The following is a 23,289-nucleotide window of genomic DNA, read 5'->3' as shown; positions in this document are numbered from 1 at the left end:
GGAGCAGTGAGCACCACCACCGCGCCGAAGCCCGCCCCTGCCGCCCCGCCGCGCCCGCGGGCCGCGTCCAGGGGCCGTGTCCGGGGATCGGGACGACCATGGAAGAAGGCCGGATTTCCCGGCCCGTGCCGTCCCGACTCTGTTAGATTGGTCTATACCACCCATCACTCCAGATCGGCAGGCCACGCGTGGAAGTTGTCATCGTCCCGGACGCCAAGGCAGGCGGCGAGCTCATCGCGGAGGCCATGGCCGCCCTGCTCCGCCGCAAGCCCGACGCCCTGCTGGGCGTGGCGACCGGCTCCACTCCGCTGCCCGTGTACGAGGCCCTCACGCGCAAGGTGGAGGCGGGCGAGGTGGACGCCTCCCGCGCCCGCGTCTGCCAGCTCGACGAGTACGTCGGCCTCCCCGCCGGGCACCCCGAGTCCTACCGCGCCACCGTGCTCCGCGAGGTCGTGCGGCCCCTCGGGCTGCCCGAGGCCTCCTTCATGGGCCCCGACGGCTCGGCCGAGGACCTCCCGGCCGCCTGCGAGGCCTACGACCGCGCCCTCGCCGAGGCCGGCGGTGTCGACCTCCAGCTGCTGGGCATCGGCACCGACGGGCACATCGGCTTCAACGAGCCGTGCTCCTCGCTCGCCTCGCGCACCCGCATCAAGACGCTGACCCGGCAGACCCGCGTCGACAACGCGCGCTTCTTCGACGGCGACCTGGAGCAGGTCCCGCACCACGTGATCACCCAGGGCATCGGCACCATCCTCGACGCCCGCCACCTGGTGCTGCTCGCCACCGGCGAGGGCAAGGCCGAGGCCGTCGCGCAGACCGTCGAGGGCCCGCTGTCCGCCCTGGTGCCGGCCTCCGCGCTGCAACTGCACCGGCACGCGACCGTCGTCGTGGACGAGGCCGCCGCCTCCAAGCTGAAGCTGGCCGACTACTTCCGCCACACCTACGCCGAGAAGCCCTCCTGGCAGGGCCTGTAAGCGACTGAAAGCAGCGGCGCCCCCTCGCGAGGGGGCGCCGCACCGACCGCAGGCCGGAGGCCGGGCCCCCTCCACAGGGCCCGGCCTCCGGTGTCCGTGCCGCCGCCCCGGGCCGCCGGCACCCCACGCGCCGACGGACCGGGGAGCGGCGCTCAGCCCCCCGCGATGACCTCCGCGGCGGCCCGCCCGCACACGCGGGCGGCACCGTGCGTGGCGATGTACAGCGCCCCGCGGGGCTCGGCCCGGGGCAGGCCCATCTCGACGACGACCGTGTCGGGCCGGACCGCGACGAGCCCGTCCAGCACCTCGGCCATCCACGGGTGGCGGTGGGCGTCCCGGACCACGGCGACGACCGTGCGGCCGCCGGCCGCGGCGAGGACGTCCTGGGCGGCGGCCCCTTCCGGGAAGACGCCCGAGGCGGTGTCCGGGAGCAGCTCGGCCAGCTCGCCGGCCAGGCCCCACGGCGTCTCGTCGCCCACCGCGATGTTCGCGACGGGCGCGAGGGTGGCCACGTACGGGGCCGTGAGGGGGGCGGGGGTGCCGGAGACGGTGACCGCGCGGCGGGCCGCCTCCAGGCCGATGCCGGGCGCGCCCCCCTGCGGCGCGCCCGGCACCGCACCGGCCGCGGCGCGGGCGGAGGACGTCCACCCGGCCAGGGCCCGGACCCGGGCGGCGGCGTCCGCGAGCCGCTCCTCGGGCAGCGTCCCCTCGCGGACGGCCGTGACGAGGGCGTCGCGCAGCCGCAGCACGGTGGCCTCGTCGGCGAGTCCGCCGCCGACGCAGATCGCGTCCGCGCCGGCCGCGAGGGCGAGGACGGAGCCGCGCTCGATGCCGTACGTCCCGGCGATGGCGTTCATCTCCATGCCGTCGGTGACGATGAGGCCCTCGTAGCCGAGCTCCTTGCGCAGCAGGCCGGTCAGGATCTGCGGGCTGAGCGTGGCCGGCCGGGTCGGGTCGAGGGCCGGTACGAGGATGTGGGCGCTCATCACGGCCTTGGTGCCGGCCTCGATGGCGGCCCGGAAGGGGACGAGTTCGCGGGCGGCGAGGGTGTCGAGGTCGGCGTCGATGCGCGGCAGCGCGTGGTGGGAGTCGACGTTGGTGTCGCCGTGGCCCGGGAAGTGCTTGGTGCAGGCGGCCACGCCGGTGGCCTGGAGGCCCTCCACGTAGGCGGCGGTGTGCCGGGCCGCGAGGGCGGTGTCGGCGCCGAAGGACCGGACGCCGATGACCGGGTTGTCGGGGTTGGAGTTGACGTCCGCCGAGGGGGCCCAGTTGAAGTTGACGCCGCACTCGGCGAGGCGGCGGCCCAGTTCGCGGGCGACCTCCCGGGTCAGGCCGGTGTCGTCGACGGCCCCGAGGGCCAGGTTGCCGGGGAAGGAGGAGCCTCCCCGGACCTCCAGCCGGGTGACGTCGCCGCCCTCCTCGTCGATGGCGACGAGGACGTCCGCCCGTTCGGCGCGCAGCTGCGCGGTGAGCGCCGCGAGCTGTCCGGGCGAGGCGATGTTGCGGCCGAAGAGGCCGACCGAGACCAGGCCCTCGGAGAGGCGGCGCAGCAGCCAGGCGGGCGCGGTGGTGCCCTCGAAGCCGGGCTGGAGGACGGCGAGCGCGTCGCGGGCCAGGGCGTCGTCCTGCCCGCCGGGGGCCGAGGTGCCGTGCGCAAGGACGGTCATGGCGTTTATCCCTTCACGGCGCCGGCGGTCATGCCGCCGACGGCCTTGCGCTGGAGGAAGACGAAGATGACCAGGACGGGGACCGCGAAGAGCGAGGACGCGGCCATGGTGGCGCCCCAGTCGTTGCCGAAGGCCGTCTGGAACTGGGTCAGCCACAGCGGCAGGGTCTGCGCCGCCTTGTCCTTGTTGAGGATCAGGACCATGGCGAACTCGTTCCAGGCGGTGATGAAGCCGAAGAGCGAGGTGGACATCAGGCCGGGGGCGAGCAGCGGGAAGATCACCTTGCGGAAGGCCTGGCCGCGGGTGCAGCCGTCGATCTGGGCGGCCTCCTCCAGCGTCACCGGGACGGCGGCGATGAAGCCGCGCAGGGTCCAGATGGTGAAGGGCAGCACCATCACGAAGTAGATCGCGGTGAGCAGGCCGAGGCTGTTCAGCATCTCGGCGTCCCGGGCGATCATGTACATGGCGATGACCATGACCTCCCAGGGGGCCATCTGCGCCATCATCACGCCGAGGACGAGCCCCTTGCGGCCGGCGAAGCGCATGCGGGCGATGGCGAAGCTCGCGGCGAGTGCGACGAGCAGGGCCAGCAGCACGGCGCCGACGGTGACGAGGAGGCTGTTGCCGACGTACGTCCAGAAGAGCTCGACGCCGGTGGCCTTGGTGAAGTTCTCCAGCGTCGGCGTGAAGAAGAAGACGGGGTCCTTGGCGAGGATCTCCCCCGACGGCTTGAAGGCCGAGGAGAACATCCAGTAGACGGGGAAGAGGAAGAGCGCCGCCAGGGCCAGGGCGCCCAGGTTCTTCACGACGGCCGCGGGGCGCAGCGGGCGCCGGGTGCGCAGGCGCGGGCGCTGCGGGGCGGCGGGGGCGGGCTTCGGCGCGGTGGTGGTGCTCACTGCTCCTCCTCCTGCTTCAGGATCAGGCGGAAGTAGAAGGACATGACGACGACGAGCATCACGATCGTCAGGACGGAGATGGCGGCGGCGAGCGCGTAGTGGCCCTGGCTCTGGCCCTCGACGAACGCGAAGACGGGCAGGGTCTCGGAGGCGCGGTCCGGGCCGCCGCGGTTCATCGCGTACACCTGGGTGAAGGCCTTGAAGACCCAGATGACCTCGAGGAAGGTGGTGACGAGGAAGAACGGCTTGAGGTTGGGGAAGACGACCTGCCAGAAGGTCTGCCAGCCGTTCGCGCCGTCCATGCGGGCGGCCTCGTAGAGCTCGCCGCCGACCGTGGTCAGCCCCGCGTACATGTTGAGCGCGACGAAGGGGACCGAGCCCCAGACGACCAGGACGGTGACGATCACCAGGGTGGACAGGCCGGTCTCGAACCAGTTGTGCTGCTCGTAGCCGGAGAAGCCGAGCGTGCGCATCAGCCAGTTCATGACGCCGAACTGCTCGTCGAACAGCCACTGGAAGACGGTCACGGAGGCGACGATCGGCATGGCCCAGGCCATGACGAGGGCCATCGACAGCACGAGCCGCATCCACGTGCCGAGGCGGTTCAGCAGGAGCCCGATGAGGCTGCCGACCACCATGATCAGGGCGACGTTGGCGGCGGTGAAGAGGAAGGAGCGCAGGACGACGGTCCAGAACTGCGCGTCGCCGAGCAGCTGGGTGTAGTTCTCGACGCCGTGGAACGGCGCCTTGCGCTGGATGAACTCGATCTTGTCGACCTTCTGGAACGACAGGATCACGTTCTTGGCGAGCGGGTACAGGAGCAGGACGGCCATGCTGAGCACGGCCGGCGCGACCAGGAGGTACGGCAGCCATCCCGAGGGGAGCGCCCCTCTGCGCCCGCGAGGCGCCGGGGCCGCCTCCGGGGCGCCGGCGGGCCGGTGCGGCGGCTGCGGCGCCTTCGGCCCTCCGGGCTCGCGGGGTGCGTCCTGTGGAGCGGTCGCCGCTCCCTGGGAGTGCACGGTCATGTCTTGGTTTCCTCGCGGTTGACGTGGCGACCGGCGGGCGGCCCGCCCGGTCGGCGGCGGGCGGGCGGCGCGCCTGCGTCCCTCCCTGCTCGCCCCGGGGGCGCGGCGGGCGCCGCCGGGGCGCCTGCCGCACCCCCGGGTGCGTTCACTGCTGTGCTGCGCGGGCCGTGCGGCCCGGGCGGGGTGTGGCGCCGCAGCAGGTGCTGCGGGGCGTCACTTGTTGATGCGGTTCGCGATCTCCTTGTCGGCTTCCGCGCCCGCCTTGGCCGGGTCCTCGCCCTTCAGGACCTTCGTCATGAACTCCTTGAGCGGGTTCGGCTCGGTCTCGACGTTGGCCCAGCCCGGGGTGACCGGGGTGATGCGGCCGTTGACGCCGGCCTTGCCCATGGCCTCCGCGAAGGAGCCCGGGGCCGGGGTGAAGTTCGCGGCGGCCTGGTTCGGCAGCAGCGAGCCCTTGACCTCGGCGGCGTACTTGGCCATCTGGTCCTTGCCGGTGGCCAGGGCCAGCCACTCCTTGGCGAGCTCCTTGTTCTTGGAGCGCTCGGCGACGGCGAGGTTCGAACCGCCGAGGAAGACGGTGCCGGGCTTGTCGGCGGTCTTGCCGGGGATCGGGAAGTAGCCGAAGTCGGCTTCCTTGCCCGCGTCCTTCAGCGCCTTCTCCGCGCCGCCGGCCTCCCAGCCGAGGCCGATCCAGGACGCGACCCCGCCCTTGGGGACGACGTCGGTGGACTGCTGCGGGGTGGCCTCGTCCTTGTCCTTGGGGGCGGTGGAGTAGGACTGCAGCTTCTTGTAGAACTCCATCGCGGAGGCGGCCTGCGGGGTGCCGAGCCCGCCCTTCCACTTGCCGCCGTCCTTGACGGCGAGCTCGCCGCCCTCGTCCCAGATGAGGCCGGCGAGGACGTACCAGCTCTGGCCGGGCAGGTAGATGGGCTGCGTGTTCGGGTCCGCGGCCTTCAGCTTGTCCAGGCCGGCGATCCACTCGTCGCGGGTCTTCGGCGGGGTGACGCCGGCCTTCTCGAAGGCCTTCTTGTCGTAGACGACGACGCGGTTGGCGGCGTACCACGGGGCCGAGTACAGCTTGCCCTCGTACTCCGCGGACTCCAGCATGCTCTTGGGCCAGGCGTCGGCGCCGAGGCCGCCCTTGTCCTTGGTGAGGTCGGCGAGGCCGCCGGTGACGGCGTAGCCCGCGGTCTGGGTGTTGCCGAGCTCCAGCACGTCCGGCGGGGTGTTCTCGGAGAGGGCGGTGGTCACCTTCTCCTGGATGCCCTTCCACGCCTGGACCTCGACCTTGACGGTGACACCGGGGTGCTTGGCCGAGAACTCCTTGTTGACCTCGTCGATCCAGGTCTTGGGCGCGGAACCGTCCATCACCCAGACGGTGATCTCCTTGGCGCCGCCCGCGTCGGTCTTGCCCTTGTCGTCGCCACCGTTGCCACACGCGGCGACACCGGCCATCATGCCCGCGACACCGACCGCCGCGATGAGCTTGCGCTTCACGCCACCCTCCTCAGGGATGCTGCCTGCAACTTCCCTTGCCCGCCGCGGTGACATGCACCTATTACTGCCCGTTGGGCCGGGATCTGATCCATATTGGTGTAGACCAGTAACCGGAGCTTGGCCTAGACCTTTAGGGGTGTCAAGGGTCTAATGATCGGGGGCCCGGTCCCGTTATCGGACCGACACCTGGGGGAGGGAGGAGGCCTGCCCTCCCACCCGTGTCACGATGTGACCGCACATATCGGAGGAGCCGGTGACGGCAGTGAAACTGGAGTCGGGAAGGCGGGCGGCGATGGCCACCGAAGGGGCGACCACCGAGCCGGAGGGCGGGGCGGCCACTCGTACCGCGCGCGTGCCCAAGTACTACCGACTCAAGAGGCACTTGCTCGACATGACGGAAACGCTGCCCCCCGGCACGCCCGTCCCCCCGGAGCGCACGCTGGCCGCCGAGTTCGACACCTCCCGGACCACCGTGCGCCAGGCCCTCCAGGAGCTCGTCGTCGAGGGCCGGCTGGAGCGCATCCAGGGCAAGGGCACCTTCGTCGCCAAGCCGAAGGTCTCCCAGCCCCTGCAACTCTCCTCCTACACGGAGGACATGCGCGCCCAGGGCCTGGAGCCCACCTCCCAGCTCCTCGACATCGGCTACGTCACCGCCGACGACACCCTCGCCGGCCTGTTGAAGATCACCACGGGCGGGCGGGTGCTGCGCATCGAGCGGCTGCGCCTGGCCAGCGGCGAGCCCATGGCCATCGAGACGACCCACCTGTCCGCCAAGCGCTTCCCCGCCCTGCGCCGCTCGCTGGCCAAGTACAGCTCCCTCTACACCGCCCTCGCCGAGGTGTACGGCGTCCGGCTCGCCGAGGCCGAGGAGACCATCGAGACCTCGCTGGCCACCCCGCGCGAGGCCGGACTGCTCGGCACCGACGTCGGCCTGCCCATGCTGATGCTCTCGCGGCACTCCCTGGACGCCGACGGCGAGCCGGTGGAGTGGGTGCGCTCGGTCTACCGCGGAGATCGTTACAAGTTCGTCGCCCGACTCCAGCGCCCCGCCGTCTGATCCGTAGTTGACTCTCGTTTCGCCATGCGGACGGGGGCTTACGCACACCGGGCGGCCCCCGTAGATTCCCTGCGCTCACGCAGATGATCAACGAGGGGACGAGGATCATGCCGGAACCGGAAGCGACAGGAACACCACACACCGAGGCGGGTCCGGGCGCGAGCCCGGGCTCGCCTTCCGCATCGGGCCGCATGACCCCCAAGTCGGTCGCCGTGTGGGTGCTCGTGGCCCTCGTCGGGGCCGCCGGCTGGGCCGTGCTGGCCCTCTCCCGCGGCGAGGAGGTCTCCGCCGCCTGGCTGCTCGCCGCGGCGCTCGGCTCGTACGCGATCGGCTACCGCTTCTACGCGCGGTTCATCGCGCACCGCGTGCTGAAGGTCGACAAGACCCGGGCGACCCCCGCCGAACGCCTCGACAACGGTGTCGACTTCCACCCCACCGACCGCCGGGTGCTCTTCGGCCACCACTTCGCCGCCGTCGCCGGCGCCGGCCCCCTGGTCGGCCCCGTCCTCGCCGCGCAGATGGGGTACCTGCCCGGCACGATCTGGATCGTCGCCGGCGTCATCTTCGCGGGCGCCGTCCAGGACATGGTCACCCTGTTCTTCTCCACCCGGCGCGACGGCCGCTCGCTGGGGCAGATGGCCCGGGACGAGATCGGCCCCGTCGGCGGCGCCGCCGCCCTGGTCGCCGTGTTCGCCATCATGATCATCCTGCTGGCGGTGCTCGCGCTCGTCATCGTCAACGCCCTCGCGCACTCCCCCTGGGGCGTCTTCTCCATCGGCATGACCATCCCGATCGCCCTCTTCATGGGCTTCTACCTGCGGGTGCTGCGGCCCGGGCGGGTCACCGAGGTCTCCGTCATCGGCGTCGCCCTGCTGCTGCTCGCGATCGTCGCGGGCGGCTGGGTCGCCGAGTCCTCGCTGGCGTCGGCCTTCACCCTGGAGAAGGAGACGCTGATCATCTGGATGGTCGCGTACGGCTTCGTCGCCTCCGTCCTGCCGGTGTGGATGCTGCTCGCCCCCCGCGACTACCTCTCCACCTTCATGAAGATCGGCACGATCGCGATGCTCGCCCTGGGCGTCGTCATCGCCATGCCGACCCTGCGGATGCCGTCCGTCACGGAGTTCGCCTCCCGCGGCGACGGCCCCGTCTTCGCGGGGTCGATGTTCCCGTTCGTCTTCATCACGATCGCCTGCGGCGCCCTGTCCGGCTTCCACGCCCTGGTGTCCTCCGGCACCACCCCGAAGATGATCCAGAAGGAGACCCAGGTCCGGGTCATCGGCTACGGCTCGATGCTGACCGAGTCCTTCGTGGCCGTCATGGCGATGATCTGCGCGACGATCATCGAGCCCGGACTGTTCTTCGCGGTCAACTCCCCCGCCGGCGTCGTCGGCACCACCGTCCAGAGCGCCTCGCAGGCCGTCGCCGACTTCGGCTTCGCCGTCTCGCCCGAGTACCTCGCGCAGGCCGCGAAGGACGTCGAGGAGAGCAGCCTGCTCTCCCGCACCGGCGGCGCGCCGACGTTCGCACTCGGAATGTCGGAGATCTTCTCGGCCGTCGTCGGCGGCACCGCCATGAAGGCCTTCTGGTACCACTTCGCCATCATGTTCGAGGCGCTGTTCATCCTGACCACGCTCGACGCCGGCACCCGCGTCGGCCGGTTCATGCTCCAGGACACCCTCGGCAACGTGCACAAGTCCTTCAAGGACGTCAGCTGGAAGCCCGGCGTGTGGCTGGCCAGCGCGCTCGTCGTCGGCGCCTGGGGGTACTTCCTGTGGGTCGGCGTCAAGGACCCGCTGGGCGGCATCAACCAGCTCTTCCCACTGTTCGGCATCGCGAACCAGCTGCTCGCCGCGGTGGCCCTGGCCGTCTGCACGACGCTGCTGGTGAAGTCCGGCCGGCTCAAGTGGGCGTGGGTGACCGGCGTGCCGCTCGCCTGGGACGTGGCCGTCACCCTCACCGCGAGCTACCAGAAGATCTTCTCGGACGACGTGAAGGTCGGGTTCTTCGCCCAGCGCGACAAGTACCAGGAGGGCATCGAGGCCGGGCAGGTCCTGAAGCCCGCCAAGAACATGGACGAGATGCACACCATCGTCACCAACGCCACCGTCGACGGGGTGCTGTCGGCGCTGTTCGCGCTGCTGATCCTGATCGTGCTCCTGGACGCGCTGCGGACCTGCGTCAAGGCCGTCCGCAACCCCGCCTCCGCCACGCTCTCGGAGGTCCCGTGGACCGAATCGAAGATCGTCGCGCCGGCCGGACTCATCGCGACGCGCGAGGAGCGGGCCGAACTCGCCGCGGCCGGACTGGAATCCGGCGGCGGCCGGGTGAAGGAGCCGGTGGCATGAGCGGCGGCGTCCGCGGCGCGCTGGCGAAGGCGCGCCACTACGTACGGGAGTTCTCCGGCGAGGCGGCGTACGACCGGTACGTGGCCCACGCCCGCTCCCACGACCCGGACGCCGAGGTCATGACCCGCCGCGCCTTCGAACGCGCCCGCACCGACGCCCGTGAGGCGGACCCCCGGGGCGGCTTCCGCTGCTGCTGAGGGCTGCCGCACCGGCGCACGGACAGGGGCCCCGCCATCCGGCGGGGCTCCTGCGCCTCAGACGGCCTCAGCGCACCCAGTTCTTGAGCGGCTCGGTCTGCAAGGTGATGCCGACGGGCTCGGGCAGAGCGATGTCCGATCCGTACGGTACGACGTGAAGGCTCTCGTACCGGCGGCCGTTCGGCTGGCTGTAGACGGACACCTCGCACTTGGCCCTGTCGACGAGCAGGTAGACAGGGATGCCCGTCTCCGCATAGGCCCGGGGCTTCTCGACGTGGTCACGACGATGCGTGTCCGAATCCCAGGACGTCACCTCGACGGCCATCAGGACCGGTTCGGGGTCGGCCCAGTCGCCCTGCCCTACGAAAGCGTCCTCGTGTGCGAGTACGGCGTCCGGGATCGCCCGCCCCGTCCGGTACTCCTGCGCCTTGATACCAACGCCTTGGTGCAGCCAGAGTTCGGGCTGGTGCTGGATACAGATCCGCGTGAGCCACTGGATGATGCGCCCGTGGTCCCCGTCCGGCATGGCCTTGCTCCTGATGACACCGTCGATGAATTCCAGCCGCAGCCCCTCGATCTCCCGGGCGCCTATGCGCGCGAGGGCCTCGAATTCGTCGGACAGCATGTGGGGCCGGTCGGTCATCACGGTCACGCCTCGCTCGCCTTCCTCGATGGTGCTGTTCTCCTGACGATAGCGCCGGCCACCACCCCCGTCCGGCACTCTCGGCGGAGCTGACGCCCCTCACCTACCGACTGGAGCTGTGAGGACACGCTCAGCGAAGGCAGACACAACATCTAGGGGGTCACACAGAGGGCGCCCACCACATGTATGCTCATCCTCGCTGTCGCCGCAGGGGAATCCGGTGCGAATCCGGAACTGTCCCGCAACGGTATGAAGTACACCCATCGGTGTCACCGAAGTCCGACGACCTGTCGACAGTGCGCCCGGCTCGACCGAACCGGGTGCCGACCACGTCCGGGCCTCGCGGTAGGGCCTGCGGACGACGCGCGGTGCCGCCCTTGCCGGGGCCTGCCCGCGCGCGCCCGCTCGCGCCCGCACCGCCGGTGCCCCGGAGCCGAGCGAGGGAGAGCTCCCCCCGTGACCATCGCGCCTTCCGCACCGCGCGCCGAGTCCGACCCGTCCGACCACGGAGCTGAGGCCGGGGGCCCCGGGGCCGCGCTGCTGCGCACCCTCACCGAGCTGACCGCCGACCTTCCCGACACCGACCCGGGCCGCGTCGCCGCCGCCGCGCTCCGCGGCCGCAGCGCCGCCGCCGACGAGGCCGAGCTGCGCGGGCTGGCCACCGAGGCCGCCGCCGGCCTGATCTCGGAGGACCCGGCGTACTCCCGGCTCGCCGCCCGGCTGCTGACGATCGCCGTCGCCGAGGAGGCCGCGAGCCAGGGCTCGACCTCCTTCTCCGCCTCCGTCGAGGTCGGCCACCGCGAGGGCCTGATCGCCGACCGCACCGCCGAGTTCGTCCGCCTGCACGCGAGCCGCCTCGACGCGCTCGTCGAGCACACCCTCGCCGAGGGCGCCGACGACCGCTTCGGCTTCTTCGGCCTGCGCACCCTGCACAGCCGCTACCTGCTGCGCCACCCGATCACCCGCCGGGTCATCGAGACCCCGCAGCACTTCATGCTGCGCGTCGCCTGCGGCCTAGCCTCCGACGACAGCGCCGCCGCCGTCGAGGAAGTCGCCTCCCTCTACCGGCTGATGAGCCGCCTGGACTACCTGCCGTCCTCGCCCACCCTCTTCAACTCCGGCACCCGGCACCCGCAGATGTCCTCCTGCTACCTGCTGGACTCCCCGCTGGACGAGCTCGACTCGATCTACGACCGCTACCACCAGGTGGCGCGCCTGTCGAAGCACGCCGGCGGCATCGGCCTGTCGTACTCGCGCATCCGCGCCCGCGGCTCCCTGATCCGCGGCACCAACGGCCACTCCAACGGCATCGTCCCGTTCCTGAAGACCCTCGACGCCTCCGTCGCCGCGGTGAACCAGGGCGGCCGCCGCAAGGGCGCCGCCGCCGTCTACCTGGAGACCTGGCACGCGGACATCGAGGAGTTCCTGGAGCTGCGCGACAACACCGGCGAGGACGCCCGCCGCACGCACAACCTGAACCTGGCGCACTGGATCCCCGACGAGTTCATGCGCCGCGTGAACGCCGACGGCCAGTGGTCGCTGTTCTCCCCGTCCGACGTCCCCGAGCTGGTCGACCTGTACGGCGCGGAGTTCGACGCCGCCTACACCAAGGCCGAGCAGGCCGGGCTCGCCAAGAAGACCCTGCCGGCCCGCGAGCTGTACGGCCGCATGATGCGCACCCTCGCGCAGACCGGCCAGGGCTGGATGACGTTCAAGGACGCCTCCAACCGGACCGCGAACCAGACCGCGCTGCCCGGCACCGTCGTCCACTCCTCCAACCTGTGCACCGAGATCATCGAGGTCACCAACGACGGCGAGACCGCCGTCTGCAACCTCGGCTCGGTCAACCTCGGCGCGTTCGTGCTCGCCGAGACCGGCGAGATGGACTGGGAGCGCCTGGACGAGACCGTCCGCACGGCCGTGACCTTCCTCGACCGCGTGGTGGACATCAACTTCTACCCGACGGAGCAGGCCGGCCGCTCCAACGCCAAGTGGCGCCCGGTGGGCCTGGGTGCGATGGGCCTGCAGGACGTCTTCTTCAAGCTGCGCCTGCCCTTCGACTCCGCCGAGGCGAAGGCGCTGTCCACGAAGATCGCCGAGCGCATCATGCTCGCGGCGTACGAGGCCTCCGCGGACCTCGCCGAGAAGCACGGCCCCGTCCCGGCCTGGGCGCAGACCCGTACGGCGCAGGGCGTGCTGCACCCCGACCACTACGACACCGAGCGGGCGTGGCCGGAGCGCTGGGAGGCGCTGCGCGCCCGGATCGCCGAGACCGGCATGCGCAACTCGCTGCTGCTGGCCATCGCGCCGACGGCGACGATCGCCTCGATCGCGGGCGTGTACGAGTGCATCGAGCCGCAGGTGTCGAACCTGTTCAAGCGCGAGACGCTGTCGGGTGAGTTCCTCCAGGTCAACGCCTACCTGGTGGAGGACCTGAAGAAGCTCGGCGTGTGGGACGCGCAGACCCGCGAGGCGCTGCGCGACGCGTCCGGCTCGGTTCAGGGCTTCACGTGGATCCCGGCGGACGTCCGCGAGCTGTACCGGACGGCGTGGGAGATCCCGCAGCGCGGCCTGATCGACATGGCGGCGGCCCGGACCCCGTACCTGGACCAGTCGCAGTCGCTGAACCTGTTCATGGAGACGCCGACCATCGGCAAGCTGTCGTCGATGTACGCGTACGCCTGGAAGCAGGGTCTGAAGACGACCTACTACCTGCGGTCGCGTCCGGCGACGAAGATCGCCCGGGCCGCGTCGGGCGCCGCCGTCCCGGCCGCCGCCACCCCGCTGCCGCAGGCCGTGGACGCCGAGGCACTGGCCTGCTCGCTGGAGAACCCCGAGTCCTGCGAAGCCTGCCAGTAACCCCCTCCCGCCACCCGACCACCACTCCTGGAGGACGGCGCCGCGCGCCGACTGCTATGACCGACAAGAACCTGCTCGACCCCGGCTTCGAGCTGACGCTCCGCCCGATGCGCTACCCGGACTTCTACGAGCGCTACCGGGACGCGATCAAGAACACGTGGACGGTGGAGGAGGTCGACCTCCACTCGGACGTGGCCGACCTGGCGAAGCTGACGCCCGCAGAGCAGCACATGATCGGGCGCCTGGTCGCGTTCTTCGCGACGGGCGACTCGATCGTGGCGAACAACCTGGTCCTGACGCTGTACAAGCACATCAACTCCCCGGAGGCGCGCCTGTACCTGTCGCGCCAGCTGTTCGAGGAGGCCGTGCACGTCCAGTTCTACCTGACGCTGCTGGACACCTACCTGCCCGATCCGGACGACCGGGCGGCCGCCTTCGCGGCGGTGGAGAACATCCCCTCCATCCGTGAGAAGGCGCAGTTCTGCTTCAAGTGGATGGACTCGGTCGAGAAGATCGACCGGCTGGAGACGCAGGCCGACCGCCGCCGCTTCCTGCTGAACCTGATCTGCTTCGCCGCGTGCATCGAGGGGCTGTTCTTCTACGGCGCCTTCGCGTACGTGTACTGGTTCCGCTCGCGCGGCCTGCTGCACGGCCTGGCGACCGGCACGAACTGGGTCTTCCGCGACGAGACCATGCACATGAACTTCGCGTTCGAGGTCGTGGACACGGTCCGCAAGGAGGAGCCGGAGCTCTTCGACGACGAACTGCGCACGCAGGTCACGGACATGCTGCGGGAGGCCGTCGAGGCCGAGCTCCAGTTCGGCCGCGACCTCTGCGGCGACGGCCTGCCCGGCATGAACACCGAGTCGATGCGCGAGTACCTGGAGTGCGTCGCGGACCAGCGCCTGGTGCGCCTCGGCTTCCCGCCGGTGTACGGCTCGCAGAACCCGTTCTCGTTCATGGAGCTCCAGGGCGTGCAGGAGCTGACGAACTTCTTCGAGCGCCGACCGTCGGCGTACCAGGTCGCGGTCGAGGGCACCGTCGACCTGGACGAGGACTTCTGAGGGCTGCGGTCCCCCGCGGCCGCTCCCGCACCACCACCGGATCGGCCGGCGGCTGCCTCGCGCAGCGGCCGGCCGATCCGGCGTTCCCGGGCCTGCCGGGTGGCAGGACCTTCACGGGCTTCCGGATTCCTGCCAGACTTGGTGCCGTGCTGAAGAACGTGGCCGTGGTGCTGATGCCCGGGGTGGCCCCCTTCGAGCTGGGCATCTTCTGCGAGGTGTTCGGCATCGACCGCAGCGCGGAGGGACTGCCGGCGTTCGACTTCGCGGTCTGCGCGGTGGGCGACCGCCGCACCCCCGCCGGCGACGGGCACTTCGACGTGCTGGCCCCGCACGGGGTGGAGCGCCTGGAGGAGGCGGACCTGGTCTGCGTCCCCGCCGACCGCGGCGCCGCCGCGCGCACGTACCCGGAGCCGCTGCTGGCGGCCCTGCGCCGGGCCGTGGAGCGCGGGGCTCGGGTGCTCAGCGTGTGCAGCGGTGCCTTCGTGCTGGGCGCGGCCGGGCTGCTCGACGGCCGGCGCTGCACGACGCACTGGATGCACGCCGAGGCCCTGGCCCGGCGCTTCCCGCGGGCCGTCGTCGACCCCGACGTGCTGTACGTGGACGAGGGCCCGGTGGTCACCGCCGCGGGCACGGCCTCCGGGATCGACGCCTGCCTGCACCTGCTGCGGCAGGAGCACGGCGCGGAGGCGGCGGGGGTGGTGGCCCGGCGGATGGTGGTGCCGCCGCACCGGGACGGCGGCCAGGCCCAGTACATCCGCCGCCCGCTGCCCCGCGCGTCCGGCGACGCGGTCGGCGGGGTGATCGCGTGGATGGGCGGCCACCTGGCCGAGGAGATCACCGTCGAGCAGCTCGCGGAGCGGGCCGGGATGTCCCCGCGGACCTTCGCGCGCCGCTTCCTGCAGGAGACGGGCACGACCCCCTACCAGTGGGTGCTGCGGCAGCGCGTGCTGCTGGCGCAGGAGCTGCTGGAGGCCACGGACGACACGGTGGACGCCGTCGCGGGCCGCTGCGGCTTCGGCAGTGCGGCCGCGCTGCGCCACCACTTCCTGCGGACGCTCGGCACGACGCCGAACGCCTTCCGCCGCACCTTCCGCGGCCCTGGCGGGACGGCGGGCCCGGCCGGGACGGCGGCCTGAGGCCCGGGGGCCGGCCGCCGCCGCGCCGCCGCGGACCGTCTCGGACGTCAGTCGTTCGGCACGGTCTCGTAGCGCGGGGTGCCCTCGGCCATCTGCCGCAGGGCGTCCTTCCGGTCGCGCTTGGAGAGGCGGTCGATGTACAGGTAGCCGTACAGGTGGTCCGTCTCGTGCTGGAGGCAGCGCGCGAAGTAGCCGGTGCCCCGCACCTTGATCGGGTTGCCCTGGGCGTCCTGCCCGGTGACCTCGGCGTAGTCCGGGCGGGCCAGCGAGGCGTACGCGGTCGGGACGGAGAGGCAGCCCTCGTTGGAGTCGTCGAGGACGCGGGAGCCGGCCGGCAGCTCCACGAGCCTGGGGTTGACGACGACGCCGGTGTGGCGGACGCCCTCGTCGTCCGGGCAGTCGTAGACGAAGACCTTGGCGTCCACGCCGATCTGGTTCGCGGCGAGGCCGACGCCCTCGGCGGCCTTCTGGCTGGCGAACATGTCGTCGATCAGCTTGGCCAGTTCGTCGCCGAACTCGGTGACGTCCTTGCACTCGCGGTGCAGCACCGGGTTGCCGACCACCGTGATGGGACGGGCGGTGCCGCGCTCGCGGTGGGCGAGCTCGCGCGCCTCACAGTCCTCGGTGTCCACGACGTAACCGTCGTCGTCCACCGCGATGACCTCGTTCTCCTGCTGCGCCATGTCCGCCGTAAGCCTTCCGTGGGTCGACCCGTTCACCGATTGTGCCGGTACAGCCTACGGTGCCCGGTCAGCAGACTTCTTCGAGATCCCGCCAAGCGCGGGTGTCGGGGCTGTCCGCGACCCAGCCGTCGAGGAGCCCCTGCACCAGGCCGGCGGGCGCCGCGATGCCGCACTCCCGCTCCGGCACCCACAGCGAACCCGATCCGGCCGTGCGGTGGCCGAGCGGCCCGGGGTGGCCCGGCTCGCTGTGGTCGTGCGGGTCGAGGTGCTCCCCGTCGCCCTCGCCGCTCGGCATCGCGCTCTCGGAGCAGGTCCGGCAGAGCAGCCGCACGGAGGAGGACCAGTCCTCGGCGGCGAACCCCGCGTCGGACGCGAGCTGTTCGAGCGCGTCCCGGTCGGACTCGGCGGCGGCCTCCAGCAGCACGACCCAGGTCGGCACCGGCGAGGGCGCCCACAGTTCGATCTCGTCGAAGACGGGGTAGGAGGGGCCCGCCGCGGTGATGCGCTCCCCGTTCGGCACGCCGTCGTGGAGGACGACCTCGCCCCAGCGCCGCCCCGAGGAGGGCAGCGGGATCGAGAGGACCTCGATGCGGGCCGGATCGAGCCTGCGGCCCCAGACGACCTCGGCCTCGCCCTCGGGGGAGAGCCGCACGGCCGCGCTGCCGAGCTCCATGCCGACCGGTTCGCCGCCCTTGCCGTGCGGGTCGCCGGGCACCTTCAGGCCGTACGCCTGCCAGGCCCGCCGGGCCAGCGGCCAGTCCTGGAGGGCGGTCGCCGCGATGCCGACGTTCCACCAGTCCGGGGCGCCGGCCTCCCGGTCCAGCAGGGCGACGGCCCGCAGGCCCGCGGCGCGCGCCTGCTCCCAGTCGTGCCGGAACTTGTGCAGCAGTGCCAGGTTGAACCACGACTCGGACAGCCAGGGCTCCAGGTCGGCGGCTCTGGTCAGCAGCGCACCCGCGTCCTCGTACCGACCGTCGCCGATCAGTGTGAACGCTCGGTCGGTGGCCTGCCGCCACGAGGCGGAGGGCCTGTGCCGTACCTTCCCGAAGATCCTCACGATTCCCGCCTGCCGGTCCAACGGTGCAGCCTTGCGGACACCCTCACGGACGCTCCTACTCGCATCCAACCATGCCCACTCGGACGGCCGCTCATTACCCATGGGTTACCCCGGCGGGAGGGAGGTGACTCCGTCACGTCCGGCCCGGAAAAACGGCTCGGCCCCCTGATGCGGGGGCCGATTTCCGGCGCCGCTCCGTACGCACGCCCACGGATTGGCACCTTCGGGTGAACGGTGGCGGCGGGGCCGCCCCGCGGTCAGCCGGCGGCGGGATCGGCGGTCACGTCGTGCTCGGGCACCGCCTGCCCGGAGCGGATCAGCTCGATCCGCCCCATCACCTTGGCGCGCAGGTCGCTCGGCACGTCGTCCGAGCCGCAGCACCGCTTCACCAGCTTCTTCACGGCCTTCTCCAGGCCGTACTTCTCCAGACAGGGATTGCACTCGCCGAAATGCGTCTCGAACTTCGTGCAGTCGCTGTCGGGCATCTCGTGGTCCAGGAACTCGTACAGGTGGTCCAGGACCTCGGAGCACTCCGTCTCGTGCGGCTCTCCGCAGCTCATGAGCCCGAGCCTTTCAGGTCGTTCGACTCTCCGGCGCCGGCGGGGACCAGTCCGCGCTCGCGGGCGTAGTCCTCCAGCATTCCGCGGAGTTGACGGCGGCCACGGTGCAGCCGGGACATGACCGTACCGATGGGTGTACCCATGATGTCCGCGATCTCCTTGTACGCAAAGCCCTCCACGTCGGCAAGGTAGACCGCGATGCGGAACTCCTCCGGAATGGCCTGGAGCGCCTCCTTCACGTCCGAATCGGGCAGGTGGTCGAGTGCCTGCGACTCGGCCGACCTCAGGCCCGTGGACATGTGCGACTCGGCGCGCGCCAGCTGCCAGTCCTCGATCTCCTCCGCCGCGCTGCGCTGCGGTTCGCGCTGCTTCTTGCGGTAGGAGTTGATGAAGGTGTTGGTCAGAATGCGGTAGAGCCAGGCCTTCAGGTTGGTGCCCTCACGGAACTGGTGGAAGGACGCGTACGCCTTCGCGTACGTCTCCTGGACCAGGTCCTCGGCGTCGGCCGGATTGCGCGTCATGCGCAGCGCGGCCGAGTACATCTGGTCGAGGTAGCCGAGGGCGTCCCGCTCGAAGCGCGCGTTGCGCTCGGCGGCCGTCTCCTCCGCCTGGCCTCCGTCGGTCCCAGCGACAGGACCCACCTCCTCCGACTGCGGTGCGGCTCCGAGTGCGGACCCGCTCGAATCGGAGAATAGTCGACCATCCCGGCCCTCCGCCGCCCGGAGCGGGCCGCGCCTGGGCCCGGGCAGGACCGTCCATTCGAGCCCTTCGGCCTGCGGACGGCTCTGGCTGACGACCTGGGTCATGCGCTTGCTCTCCTCCGACGCGGTCCCCTGCGTTCCGACATCCGGACAACGCCGCGGCCGGGCCGCGCATTCCCCTCCGGGGCGGGCTCTGCCGAATCCGTCAGGTCGCGGCAGCGGCGGCGTCCGGGGCCAGCCGGTCCAGCCAGTCGGCGACCCCCTCGACGACCGCCTCGAGGGCCTCCTCCTGGGTGGGTGCGCCCTTCTTCGGCACCGCGAAGCCGTGGTCGCCCCCCGGCACCTCCAGGAGCTCGTACGCCGGCGGGCCGGCCGCCGGGAACTCCTCGGGGCGTCCGAACGGGTCGCGGCCGCCCTGGACGACCAGGACGGGCAGCCCCGCCCCGGTCAGCTCCGCTGCCCGGGAGCGCTCGGGGCGGCCCGGCGGGTGCAGCGGGAACGCCAGCGCCAGCACCCCGGCCGCGCCGAGGGCGGACCCGGTGCGGCAGGCCACCCGGGCGCCCGCGCTGCGCCCGCCGGCCACGACAGGCAGGCCGGGCTCGGCCAGTGCCGGCCACAGGCCCCGCCAGCCCTCGTCGAGCACCTTGGGGGCGGCCGCGACCTTCCGGCCGGCGACCCTCCAGGGCTGCTCGACCAGGGCGACCGTGGTGCCGCGGCCGGGCAGGGCGGCGGCCAGCGCCTGCAGGTCGCGGGCCTCGATGCCGCCGCCCGCGCCGTGGCCGAGGGCCAGGACGAGCCGGGCCCCGCCCGCCGCGGGGTACCAGGTGATGCGGGCCTCGCCCGCGGGGGTATCGACGCTCCGGGTGCGCGTGCGCGTGGTCATGGCCCCATCCTGCCGCCCCGCGGCTCTAGAACAGGGTCGCCTCCTGCGGCCCGTCCAGTTCGGCCAGCAGCTCGGGGCCGTTGTTGCGGACGCTGCTGACCGCGGTGGACACCGGGTAGGCCCGCATCAGCCCTCCGGGCGGGGGTGCGAGGAGCTCCTGGAGGGCTCCGTCCGCGTCGGTGGCCGCCGGGTCCAGCCAGGCGTCCCACCGGTCGGGGGTGAGCGCGAGCGGCATCCGCGGGTGGATCTCGGAGAGCGAGCGCGGCCCGTCGGCGGGGGCCGCGGCCAGCGGGGCGGTCTCGGCCTCGGTGGTGACCACCGAGCAGGTGGCCCACCAGGCGCCGGGGTCGCCGGCGGGCACGGCAGGGTCGCGCCAGAACTCGTATATGCCGGCCATCGCGAGCACGGAGCCGTCCGCGGGGAGGACGAAGTAGGGCTGCTTGCGGGAGCGCTTCCCGAGGCCCTCGACCTCCAGCCGGCGCTCGTCGTGCCCGGTGGCCCATTCGTAGTAGCCGTCGGCGGGGACGATGCAGCGCCGCTGGGCGAAGGGGCGGCGGAAGGACGGCTTCTCGGCGAGGGTCTCCGCCCGGGCGTTGATCATCCGGGCGGCCCCCTCGGCGTTCTTGGCCCAGGAGGGCACGAGCCCCCACTTCACGACGCGCAGCTGGCGAACCGGACGCGGGTCGGCGGCGTCCTTCAGGGGGCGGTCGAGGACGATGCGGACCTGCTTGGTGGGTGCCACGTTCCAGTCGGGTGCCAGGGCCTCCTCGGGCTCCCAGCGCTCGACGCCGAAGAGCTCCGCCAGCTCCTCGGGGCTGCGACTCGCTGCATACCGTCCGCACATGGCTGCCACACTGCCATGTCACCCGACCACCACCGCAAGGAGCCCGCCACCCCATGGACAGCAGCACGACCGCCGGCCTGTGGGACCGGCTCACCGGAATGCAGGAGGCGCCGGCCACGTGGCTGGTGATCGCGACGGGCGTGGCCGCGCTGGCGCTGGTCGCGCCCGGGCCCGTGTGGCGGGTGTCCCGCAACGCGGTCACCATCGCCCACGAGGGCGGCCACGGGCTGCTGGCCCTGCTGACGGGCCGCCGCCTGGACGGGATACGGCTGCACTCGGACACCAGCGGGGTCACCGTCAGCCGCGGCAAGCCGACCGGCCCCGGCATGATCCTGACGGCGGCCGCCGGCTACACCGCGCCGTCGCTGCTCGGCCTCGGCGGGGCGGCGCTGCTCTCCGCGCACCGCATCACGCTGCTGCTGTGGGCGGCGACGGCCCTGCTGCTGGCGATGCTGGTGATGATCCGCAACGCGTACGGGGCGCTGACCATGGTGCTCACCGGCGGAACGTTCGTCCTGGTCTCCTGGCTGGCCCCGGCGCAGGTGCAGGCGGCGTTCGCCTACGCGGCCGTGTGGTTCCTGCTGCTGGGCGGGGTCCGGCCGGTCTTCGAGCTGGGTGCCAAGCGCCGGCACGGCGGGGCGCCCGATTCGGACGCGGACCAGCTGGGGCGCCTGACGCACACCCCCGCCGTGTTGTGGCTGTTCCTCTTCCACGCGGTGGCGCTGTGCTCGCTCATCGGCGGCGGGCGCTGGCTTCTCAACCTCTGAGACCCCGCCCCGGGCCGAGGCTCGAACACGATCGGGCCCCTCGGGGAGCCACTAAAGTGGTGGCCATGACCGCCACCCCCGCGCTTCCCGCCCTCTGGCCTGCCCCGCACGCAGACGGGACCGTCCACGCCACCGTCACCGTGCCCGGGTCGAAGTCGGTCACCAACCGCGCCCTGGTGCTCGCCGCGCTCGCGGCCGAGCCCGGCTGGGTGCGCCGTCCGCTGCGCTCGCGCGACTCGCAGCTCATGGCGGACGCGCTGCGCGCCATGGGCGTCGGGATCGAGGAGACGGCCTCCTCCAGCTCCGGCGACGCGGCCGGCGGCGAGGCCTGGCGGATCATCCCCGCCGCCCTGCACGGACCGGCCTCGGTGGACGTCGGCAACGCGGGCACGGTCATGCGGTTCCTGCCGCCCGTCGCGACGCTCGCCTCCGGCGACATCCGCTTCGACGGCGACCCGCGCTCCTACGAGCGCCCCCTCGGCCAGGTCATCGACGCCCTGCGCGGCCTGGGCGCCCGCATCGACGACGGCGGCCGCGGCGCGCTGCCGATGACCGTCCACGGCGGCGGCGCCCTGGAGGGCGGCCCGATCGAGCTGGACGCGAGCAACTCCTCGCAGTTCGTCTCCGCGCTGCTGCTGTCCGCGCCGCGCTTCAACCAGGGCGTGGAGGTGCGGCACACCGGCGCGACCCTGCCGTCGATGCCGCACATCCGGATGACGGTGGAGATGCTGCGCGCGGCGGGCGCCCAGGTCGACACCCCGGAGGCGGGCGGCGAGAAGAACGTGTGGCGGGTCTCGCCGGGCGCGCTGCTCGGCCGCGACCTCGTGGTGGAGCCGGACCTGTCGAACGCCCAGCCGTTCCTGGCCGCGGCCCTGATCACCGGCGGCACGGTCACCATCCCGGACTGGCCGCGCCGCACCACCCAGCCCGGTGACGAGCTGCGCCGCATCTTCACCGAGATGGGCGGTTCCTGCGAGGTGACCGACGCGGGCCTGGTCTTCACCGGCAGCGGCAAGATCCACGGCATCGACGTGGACCTCGGCGAGGTCGGCGAGCTGACCCCGGGCATCGCGGCCGTGGCGGCGCTCGCGGACTCGCCGTCCACGCTGCGCGGGGTGGCCCACCTGCGGCTGCACGAGACGGACCGGCTGGCGGCGCTGACCGCGGAGATCAACGGTCTCGGCGGCGACGTCACCGAGACCGCCGACGGCCTGCACATCCGTCCGCGGCCGCTGCACGGCGGGGTGTTCCGCACCTACGACGACCACCGGATGGCCACCGCGGGCGCGGTGATCGGCCTGGCCGTCGAGGGCGTGCAGATCGAGAACGTGGCGACGACCGCGAAGACCCTGCCCGACTTCCCCACGATGTGGGCGGACATGCTCGCGGGAGCGGGAGCGTAGGGCCCGGTCATGCGCAGGTACGGCAAGCACACCGACGAGGACGACATCCGGGCGAGGCCCAACCCGAAGGGCAACCGGCCCAGGACCAGCAAGCGGCCCAAGCACGAGGACGCGGCCGAGGGCTTCGTCCTCACCGTCGACCGCGGCCGGCTGACGTGCCTGGTGGAGGACCGCACGGTCGTCGCGATGAAGGCCCGGGAGCTGGGCCGCAAGGCGGCCGTGGTCGGCGACCGGGTGTGGCTGGTCGGCGACCTGTCGGGAGGGAAGGACACCCTCGCGCGGATCGTGCGCATCGAGGAGCGCCGGTCGGTGCTGCGGCGCACCGCGGACGACGACGACCCGTACGAGCGGGTGGTCGTCGCCAACGCCGACCAGCTGGCGATCGTCACGGCGCTGGCCGACCCGGAGCCGCGGCCGCGGATGATCGACCGCTGCCTGGTGGCCGCGTACGACGCCGGGCTGGAGCCGCTGCTGGTGCTGACCAAGTCCGACCTGACGTCTGCGGACAAGATCCTGGAGGTGTACGCCTCGTTCGGCCTGTCGTACGTGGTGACCAACCGCGAGGAGCTGGCCGCCGGCGACGCCGCCGAGCGGGTGCGCGAGCGGCTGGCGGGCCGGATCACCGCCTTCGTGGGGCACTCGGGCGTCGGCAAGACGACTTTGGTGAACTCGCTGGTCGGCGAGGGCCGCCAGCGCGCCACGGGCCACGTCAACGCGGTGACGGGCCGCGGCCGGCACACCACCACCTCGGCGCTGGCGCTGCCGCTGCCGTCCGGTGACGGCTGGGTCATCGACACCCCGGGCGTGCGTTCGTTCGGCCTGCACCACGTGGACCCGTCGCGGGTGATCCTCGCCTTCCCCGACCTGGTGCCCGGCACCGAGGACTGCCCCCGGGCGTGCAGCCACGACGAGCAGGACTGCGCGCTGGACGCGTGGGTGGAGGAGGGGCACGCCGACCCGGCGCGGCTGGATTCGCTGCGCCGGCTGCTGCGCACCCGTGAGCGCCGCGAAGGGGACTGATCGTCCGGCGG

21 protein-coding genes and 1 riboswitch are annotated in these 23,289 nt (G+C 72.3%); of the genes, 10 read left to right on the top strand and 11 right to left on the bottom strand.

Annotated elements, in window-relative coordinates:
* The first annotated feature begins 188 nt into the window (after window positions 1-188).
* Window positions 189-974 carry a glucosamine-6-phosphate deaminase gene (gene nagB / locus EF903_RS04460; RefSeq protein WP_125541262.1) on the top strand — a complete coding sequence of 262 codons (786 nt, stop codon included), beginning with the start codon at window positions 189-191 and terminating at the stop codon, window positions 972-974.
* Between the two features lie 152 nt (window positions 975-1,126).
* Here nagB and EF903_RS04455 read toward each other — a convergent pair whose 3' ends face one another.
* From EF903_RS04455 to EF903_RS04440, 4 genes are all read right to left on the bottom strand, one after another.
* Window positions 1,127-2,641: a glycoside hydrolase family 3 protein gene (locus EF903_RS04455; protein WP_125541261.1), complete on the bottom strand. Its 1,515-nt coding sequence runs from the start codon at window positions 2,639-2,641 to the stop codon at window positions 1,127-1,129.
* A gap of 5 nt (window positions 2,642-2,646) precedes the next feature.
* Window positions 2,647-3,465 (bottom strand): carbohydrate ABC transporter permease, encoded by an 819-nt coding sequence (locus tag EF903_RS04450; protein WP_260614797.1) that lies wholly within the window; start codon window positions 3,463-3,465, stop codon window positions 2,647-2,649.
* Window positions 3,466-3,533: 68 nt separating this feature from the next.
* On the bottom strand, window positions 3,534-4,562 hold the full coding sequence (locus EF903_RS04445; protein WP_125541260.1) for a carbohydrate ABC transporter permease: 1,029 nt from the start codon (window positions 4,560-4,562) through the stop codon (window positions 3,534-3,536).
* Between the two features lie 213 nt (window positions 4,563-4,775).
* Window positions 4,776-6,059, bottom strand: a complete 1,284-nt coding sequence (locus EF903_RS04440; protein ID WP_125541259.1) for an extracellular solute-binding protein — start codon at window positions 6,057-6,059, stop codon at window positions 4,776-4,778.
* Between the two features lie 292 nt (window positions 6,060-6,351).
* Here EF903_RS04440 and EF903_RS04435 point away from each other — a divergent pair, with 292 nt between their 5' ends.
* The 3 genes from EF903_RS04435 to EF903_RS04425 all read left to right on the top strand — a co-directional run bounded on the left by EF903_RS04435 (window position 6,352) and on the right by EF903_RS04425 (window position 9,658).
* The gene (locus tag EF903_RS04435) at window positions 6,352-7,116 is read left to right on the top strand and encodes a GntR family transcriptional regulator (RefSeq protein WP_125541265.1); all 765 of its coding nucleotides are present in this window, start codon (window positions 6,352-6,354) and stop codon (window positions 7,114-7,116) included.
* A 191-nt stretch (window positions 7,117-7,307) separates the two neighbouring features.
* Window positions 7,308-9,461, top strand: a complete 2,154-nt coding sequence (locus EF903_RS04430; protein WP_125541258.1) for a carbon starvation CstA family protein — start codon at window positions 7,308-7,310, stop codon at window positions 9,459-9,461.
* Window positions 9,458-9,658, top strand: coding sequence for a YbdD/YjiX family protein (locus EF903_RS04425; protein ID WP_125541257.1), 201 nt, complete (start codon window positions 9,458-9,460; stop codon window positions 9,656-9,658). Before EF903_RS04430 ends, EF903_RS04425 begins: the two co-directional genes overlap by 4 nt.
* A 67-nt stretch (window positions 9,659-9,725) precedes the next feature.
* Here EF903_RS04425 and EF903_RS04420 read toward each other — a convergent pair whose 3' ends face one another.
* A complete protein-coding gene (locus EF903_RS04420) occupies window positions 9,726-10,310 on the bottom strand; it encodes a Uma2 family endonuclease (protein ID WP_125541256.1) in 585 nt (194 codons plus the stop codon).
* Window positions 10,311-10,512: 202 nt separating this feature from the next.
* Window positions 10,513-10,589, top strand: a riboswitch (cobalamin riboswitch).
* Window positions 10,590-10,757: 168 nt separating this feature from the next.
* Here EF903_RS04420 and EF903_RS04415 point away from each other — a divergent pair.
* From EF903_RS04415 to EF903_RS04405, 3 genes are all read left to right on the top strand, one after another.
* The gene (locus EF903_RS04415; RefSeq protein WP_125541255.1) at window positions 10,758-13,160 is read left to right on the top strand and encodes a ribonucleoside-diphosphate reductase subunit alpha; all 2,403 of its coding nucleotides are present in this window, start codon (window positions 10,758-10,760) and stop codon (window positions 13,158-13,160) included.
* A 56-nt stretch (window positions 13,161-13,216) separates the two neighbouring features.
* Entirely contained in the window at window positions 13,217-14,224 is a 1,008-nt protein-coding gene (locus EF903_RS04410) for a ribonucleotide-diphosphate reductase subunit beta (RefSeq protein ID WP_125541254.1), read from the top strand.
* Between the two features lie 146 nt (window positions 14,225-14,370).
* A complete protein-coding gene (locus EF903_RS04405) occupies window positions 14,371-15,360 on the top strand; it encodes a helix-turn-helix domain-containing protein (RefSeq protein WP_125541253.1) in 990 nt (329 codons plus the stop codon).
* A gap of 47 nt (window positions 15,361-15,407) precedes the next feature.
* On the opposite strand, the gene def is transcribed toward EF903_RS04405, so the two are convergent.
* The 6 genes from def to EF903_RS04375 all read right to left on the bottom strand — a co-directional run bounded on the left by def (window position 15,408) and on the right by EF903_RS04375 (window position 20,088).
* Window positions 15,408-16,043: a peptide deformylase gene (gene def / locus EF903_RS04400; RefSeq protein WP_114054090.1), complete on the bottom strand. Its 636-nt coding sequence runs from the start codon at window positions 16,041-16,043 to the stop codon at window positions 15,408-15,410.
* Window positions 16,044-16,110: 67 nt separating this feature from the next.
* Window positions 16,111-17,100: a hypothetical protein gene (locus tag EF903_RS04395; RefSeq protein WP_125541252.1), complete on the bottom strand. Its 990-nt coding sequence runs from the start codon at window positions 17,098-17,100 to the stop codon at window positions 16,111-16,113.
* A gap of 257 nt (window positions 17,101-17,357) precedes the next feature.
* Window positions 17,358-17,660, bottom strand: coding sequence for a mycothiol system anti-sigma-R factor (gene rsrA / locus EF903_RS04390; RefSeq protein WP_125541251.1), 303 nt, complete (start codon window positions 17,658-17,660; stop codon window positions 17,358-17,360).
* A complete protein-coding gene (locus EF903_RS04385) occupies window positions 17,657-18,301 on the bottom strand; it encodes a sigma-70 family RNA polymerase sigma factor (RefSeq protein ID WP_174250349.1) in 645 nt (214 codons plus the stop codon). Before EF903_RS04385 ends, rsrA begins: the two co-directional genes overlap by 4 nt.
* A gap of 265 nt (window positions 18,302-18,566) precedes the next feature.
* The gene (locus EF903_RS04380; protein WP_125541249.1) at window positions 18,567-19,244 is read right to left on the bottom strand and encodes an alpha/beta family hydrolase; all 678 of its coding nucleotides are present in this window, start codon (window positions 19,242-19,244) and stop codon (window positions 18,567-18,569) included.
* 25 nt (window positions 19,245-19,269) lie between these two features.
* Window positions 19,270-20,088, bottom strand: coding sequence for an SOS response-associated peptidase (locus EF903_RS04375; protein ID WP_125541248.1), 819 nt, complete (start codon window positions 20,086-20,088; stop codon window positions 19,270-19,272).
* A gap of 53 nt (window positions 20,089-20,141) precedes the next feature.
* Between EF903_RS04375 and EF903_RS04370 the strand changes: the two genes are divergently transcribed.
* From EF903_RS04370 to rsgA, 3 genes are all read left to right on the top strand, one after another.
* Window positions 20,142-20,855: a M50 family metallopeptidase gene (locus tag EF903_RS04370; RefSeq protein ID WP_125541247.1), complete on the top strand. Its 714-nt coding sequence runs from the start codon at window positions 20,142-20,144 to the stop codon at window positions 20,853-20,855.
* A gap of 65 nt (window positions 20,856-20,920) precedes the next feature.
* On the top strand, window positions 20,921-22,258 hold the full coding sequence (aroA, locus tag EF903_RS04365; protein ID WP_125541246.1) for a 3-phosphoshikimate 1-carboxyvinyltransferase: 1,338 nt from the start codon (window positions 20,921-20,923) through the stop codon (window positions 22,256-22,258).
* Between the two features lie 9 nt (window positions 22,259-22,267).
* On the top strand, window positions 22,268-23,278 hold the full coding sequence (rsgA, locus tag EF903_RS04360; RefSeq protein ID WP_125541245.1) for a ribosome small subunit-dependent GTPase A: 1,011 nt from the start codon (window positions 22,268-22,270) through the stop codon (window positions 23,276-23,278).
* Window positions 23,279-23,289 lie beyond the last annotated feature (11 nt).

The organism is Streptomyces sp. WAC05292, assembly GCF_003949955.1.
GTDB lineage: Bacteria > Actinomycetota > Actinomycetes > Streptomycetales > Streptomycetaceae > Streptomyces > Streptomyces globosus.
The sequence above is the reverse complement of the archived record's forward strand: the minus strand, read 5'-3'. Positions and strand labels throughout refer to the sequence as shown.

Bases quoted from the DNA above. Each gene is read 5' to 3' on its own strand.
- EF903_RS04455 (WP_125541261.1), bottom strand. From the start codon at position 2,641: ATGACCGTCCTTGCGCACGGCACCTCGGCCCCCGGCGGGCAGGACGAC.
- EF903_RS04445 (WP_125541260.1), bottom strand. From the start codon at position 4,562: ATGACCGTGCACTCCCAGGGAGCGGCGACCGCTCCACAGGACGCACCC.
- EF903_RS04435 (WP_125541265.1), top strand. From the start codon at position 6,352: ATGGCCACCGAAGGGGCGACCACCGAGCCGGAGGGCGGGGCGGCCACT.
- EF903_RS04430 (WP_125541258.1), top strand. From the start codon at position 7,308: ATGACCCCCAAGTCGGTCGCCGTGTGGGTGCTCGTGGCCCTCGTCGGG.
- EF903_RS04425 (WP_125541257.1), top strand. From the start codon at position 9,458: ATGAGCGGCGGCGTCCGCGGCGCGCTGGCGAAGGCGCGCCACTACGTA.
- EF903_RS04410 (WP_125541254.1), top strand. From the start codon at position 13,217: ATGACCGACAAGAACCTGCTCGACCCCGGCTTCGAGCTGACGCTCCGC.
- def (WP_114054090.1), bottom strand. From the start codon at position 16,043: ATGGCGCAGCAGGAGAACGAGGTCATCGCGGTGGACGACGACGGTTAC.
- rsrA (WP_125541251.1), bottom strand. From the start codon at position 17,660: ATGAGCTGCGGAGAGCCGCACGAGACGGAGTGCTCCGAGGTCCTGGAC.
- EF903_RS04380 (WP_125541249.1), bottom strand. From the start codon at position 19,244: ATGACCACGCGCACGCGCACCCGGAGCGTCGATACCCCCGCGGGCGAG.
- EF903_RS04375 (WP_125541248.1), bottom strand. From the start codon at position 20,088: ATGTGCGGACGGTATGCAGCGAGTCGCAGCCCCGAGGAGCTGGCGGAG.
- EF903_RS04370 (WP_125541247.1), top strand. From the start codon at position 20,142: ATGGACAGCAGCACGACCGCCGGCCTGTGGGACCGGCTCACCGGAATG.
- aroA (WP_125541246.1), top strand. From the start codon at position 20,921: ATGACCGCCACCCCCGCGCTTCCCGCCCTCTGGCCTGCCCCGCACGCA.
- rsgA (WP_125541245.1), top strand. From the start codon at position 22,268: ATGCGCAGGTACGGCAAGCACACCGACGAGGACGACATCCGGGCGAGG.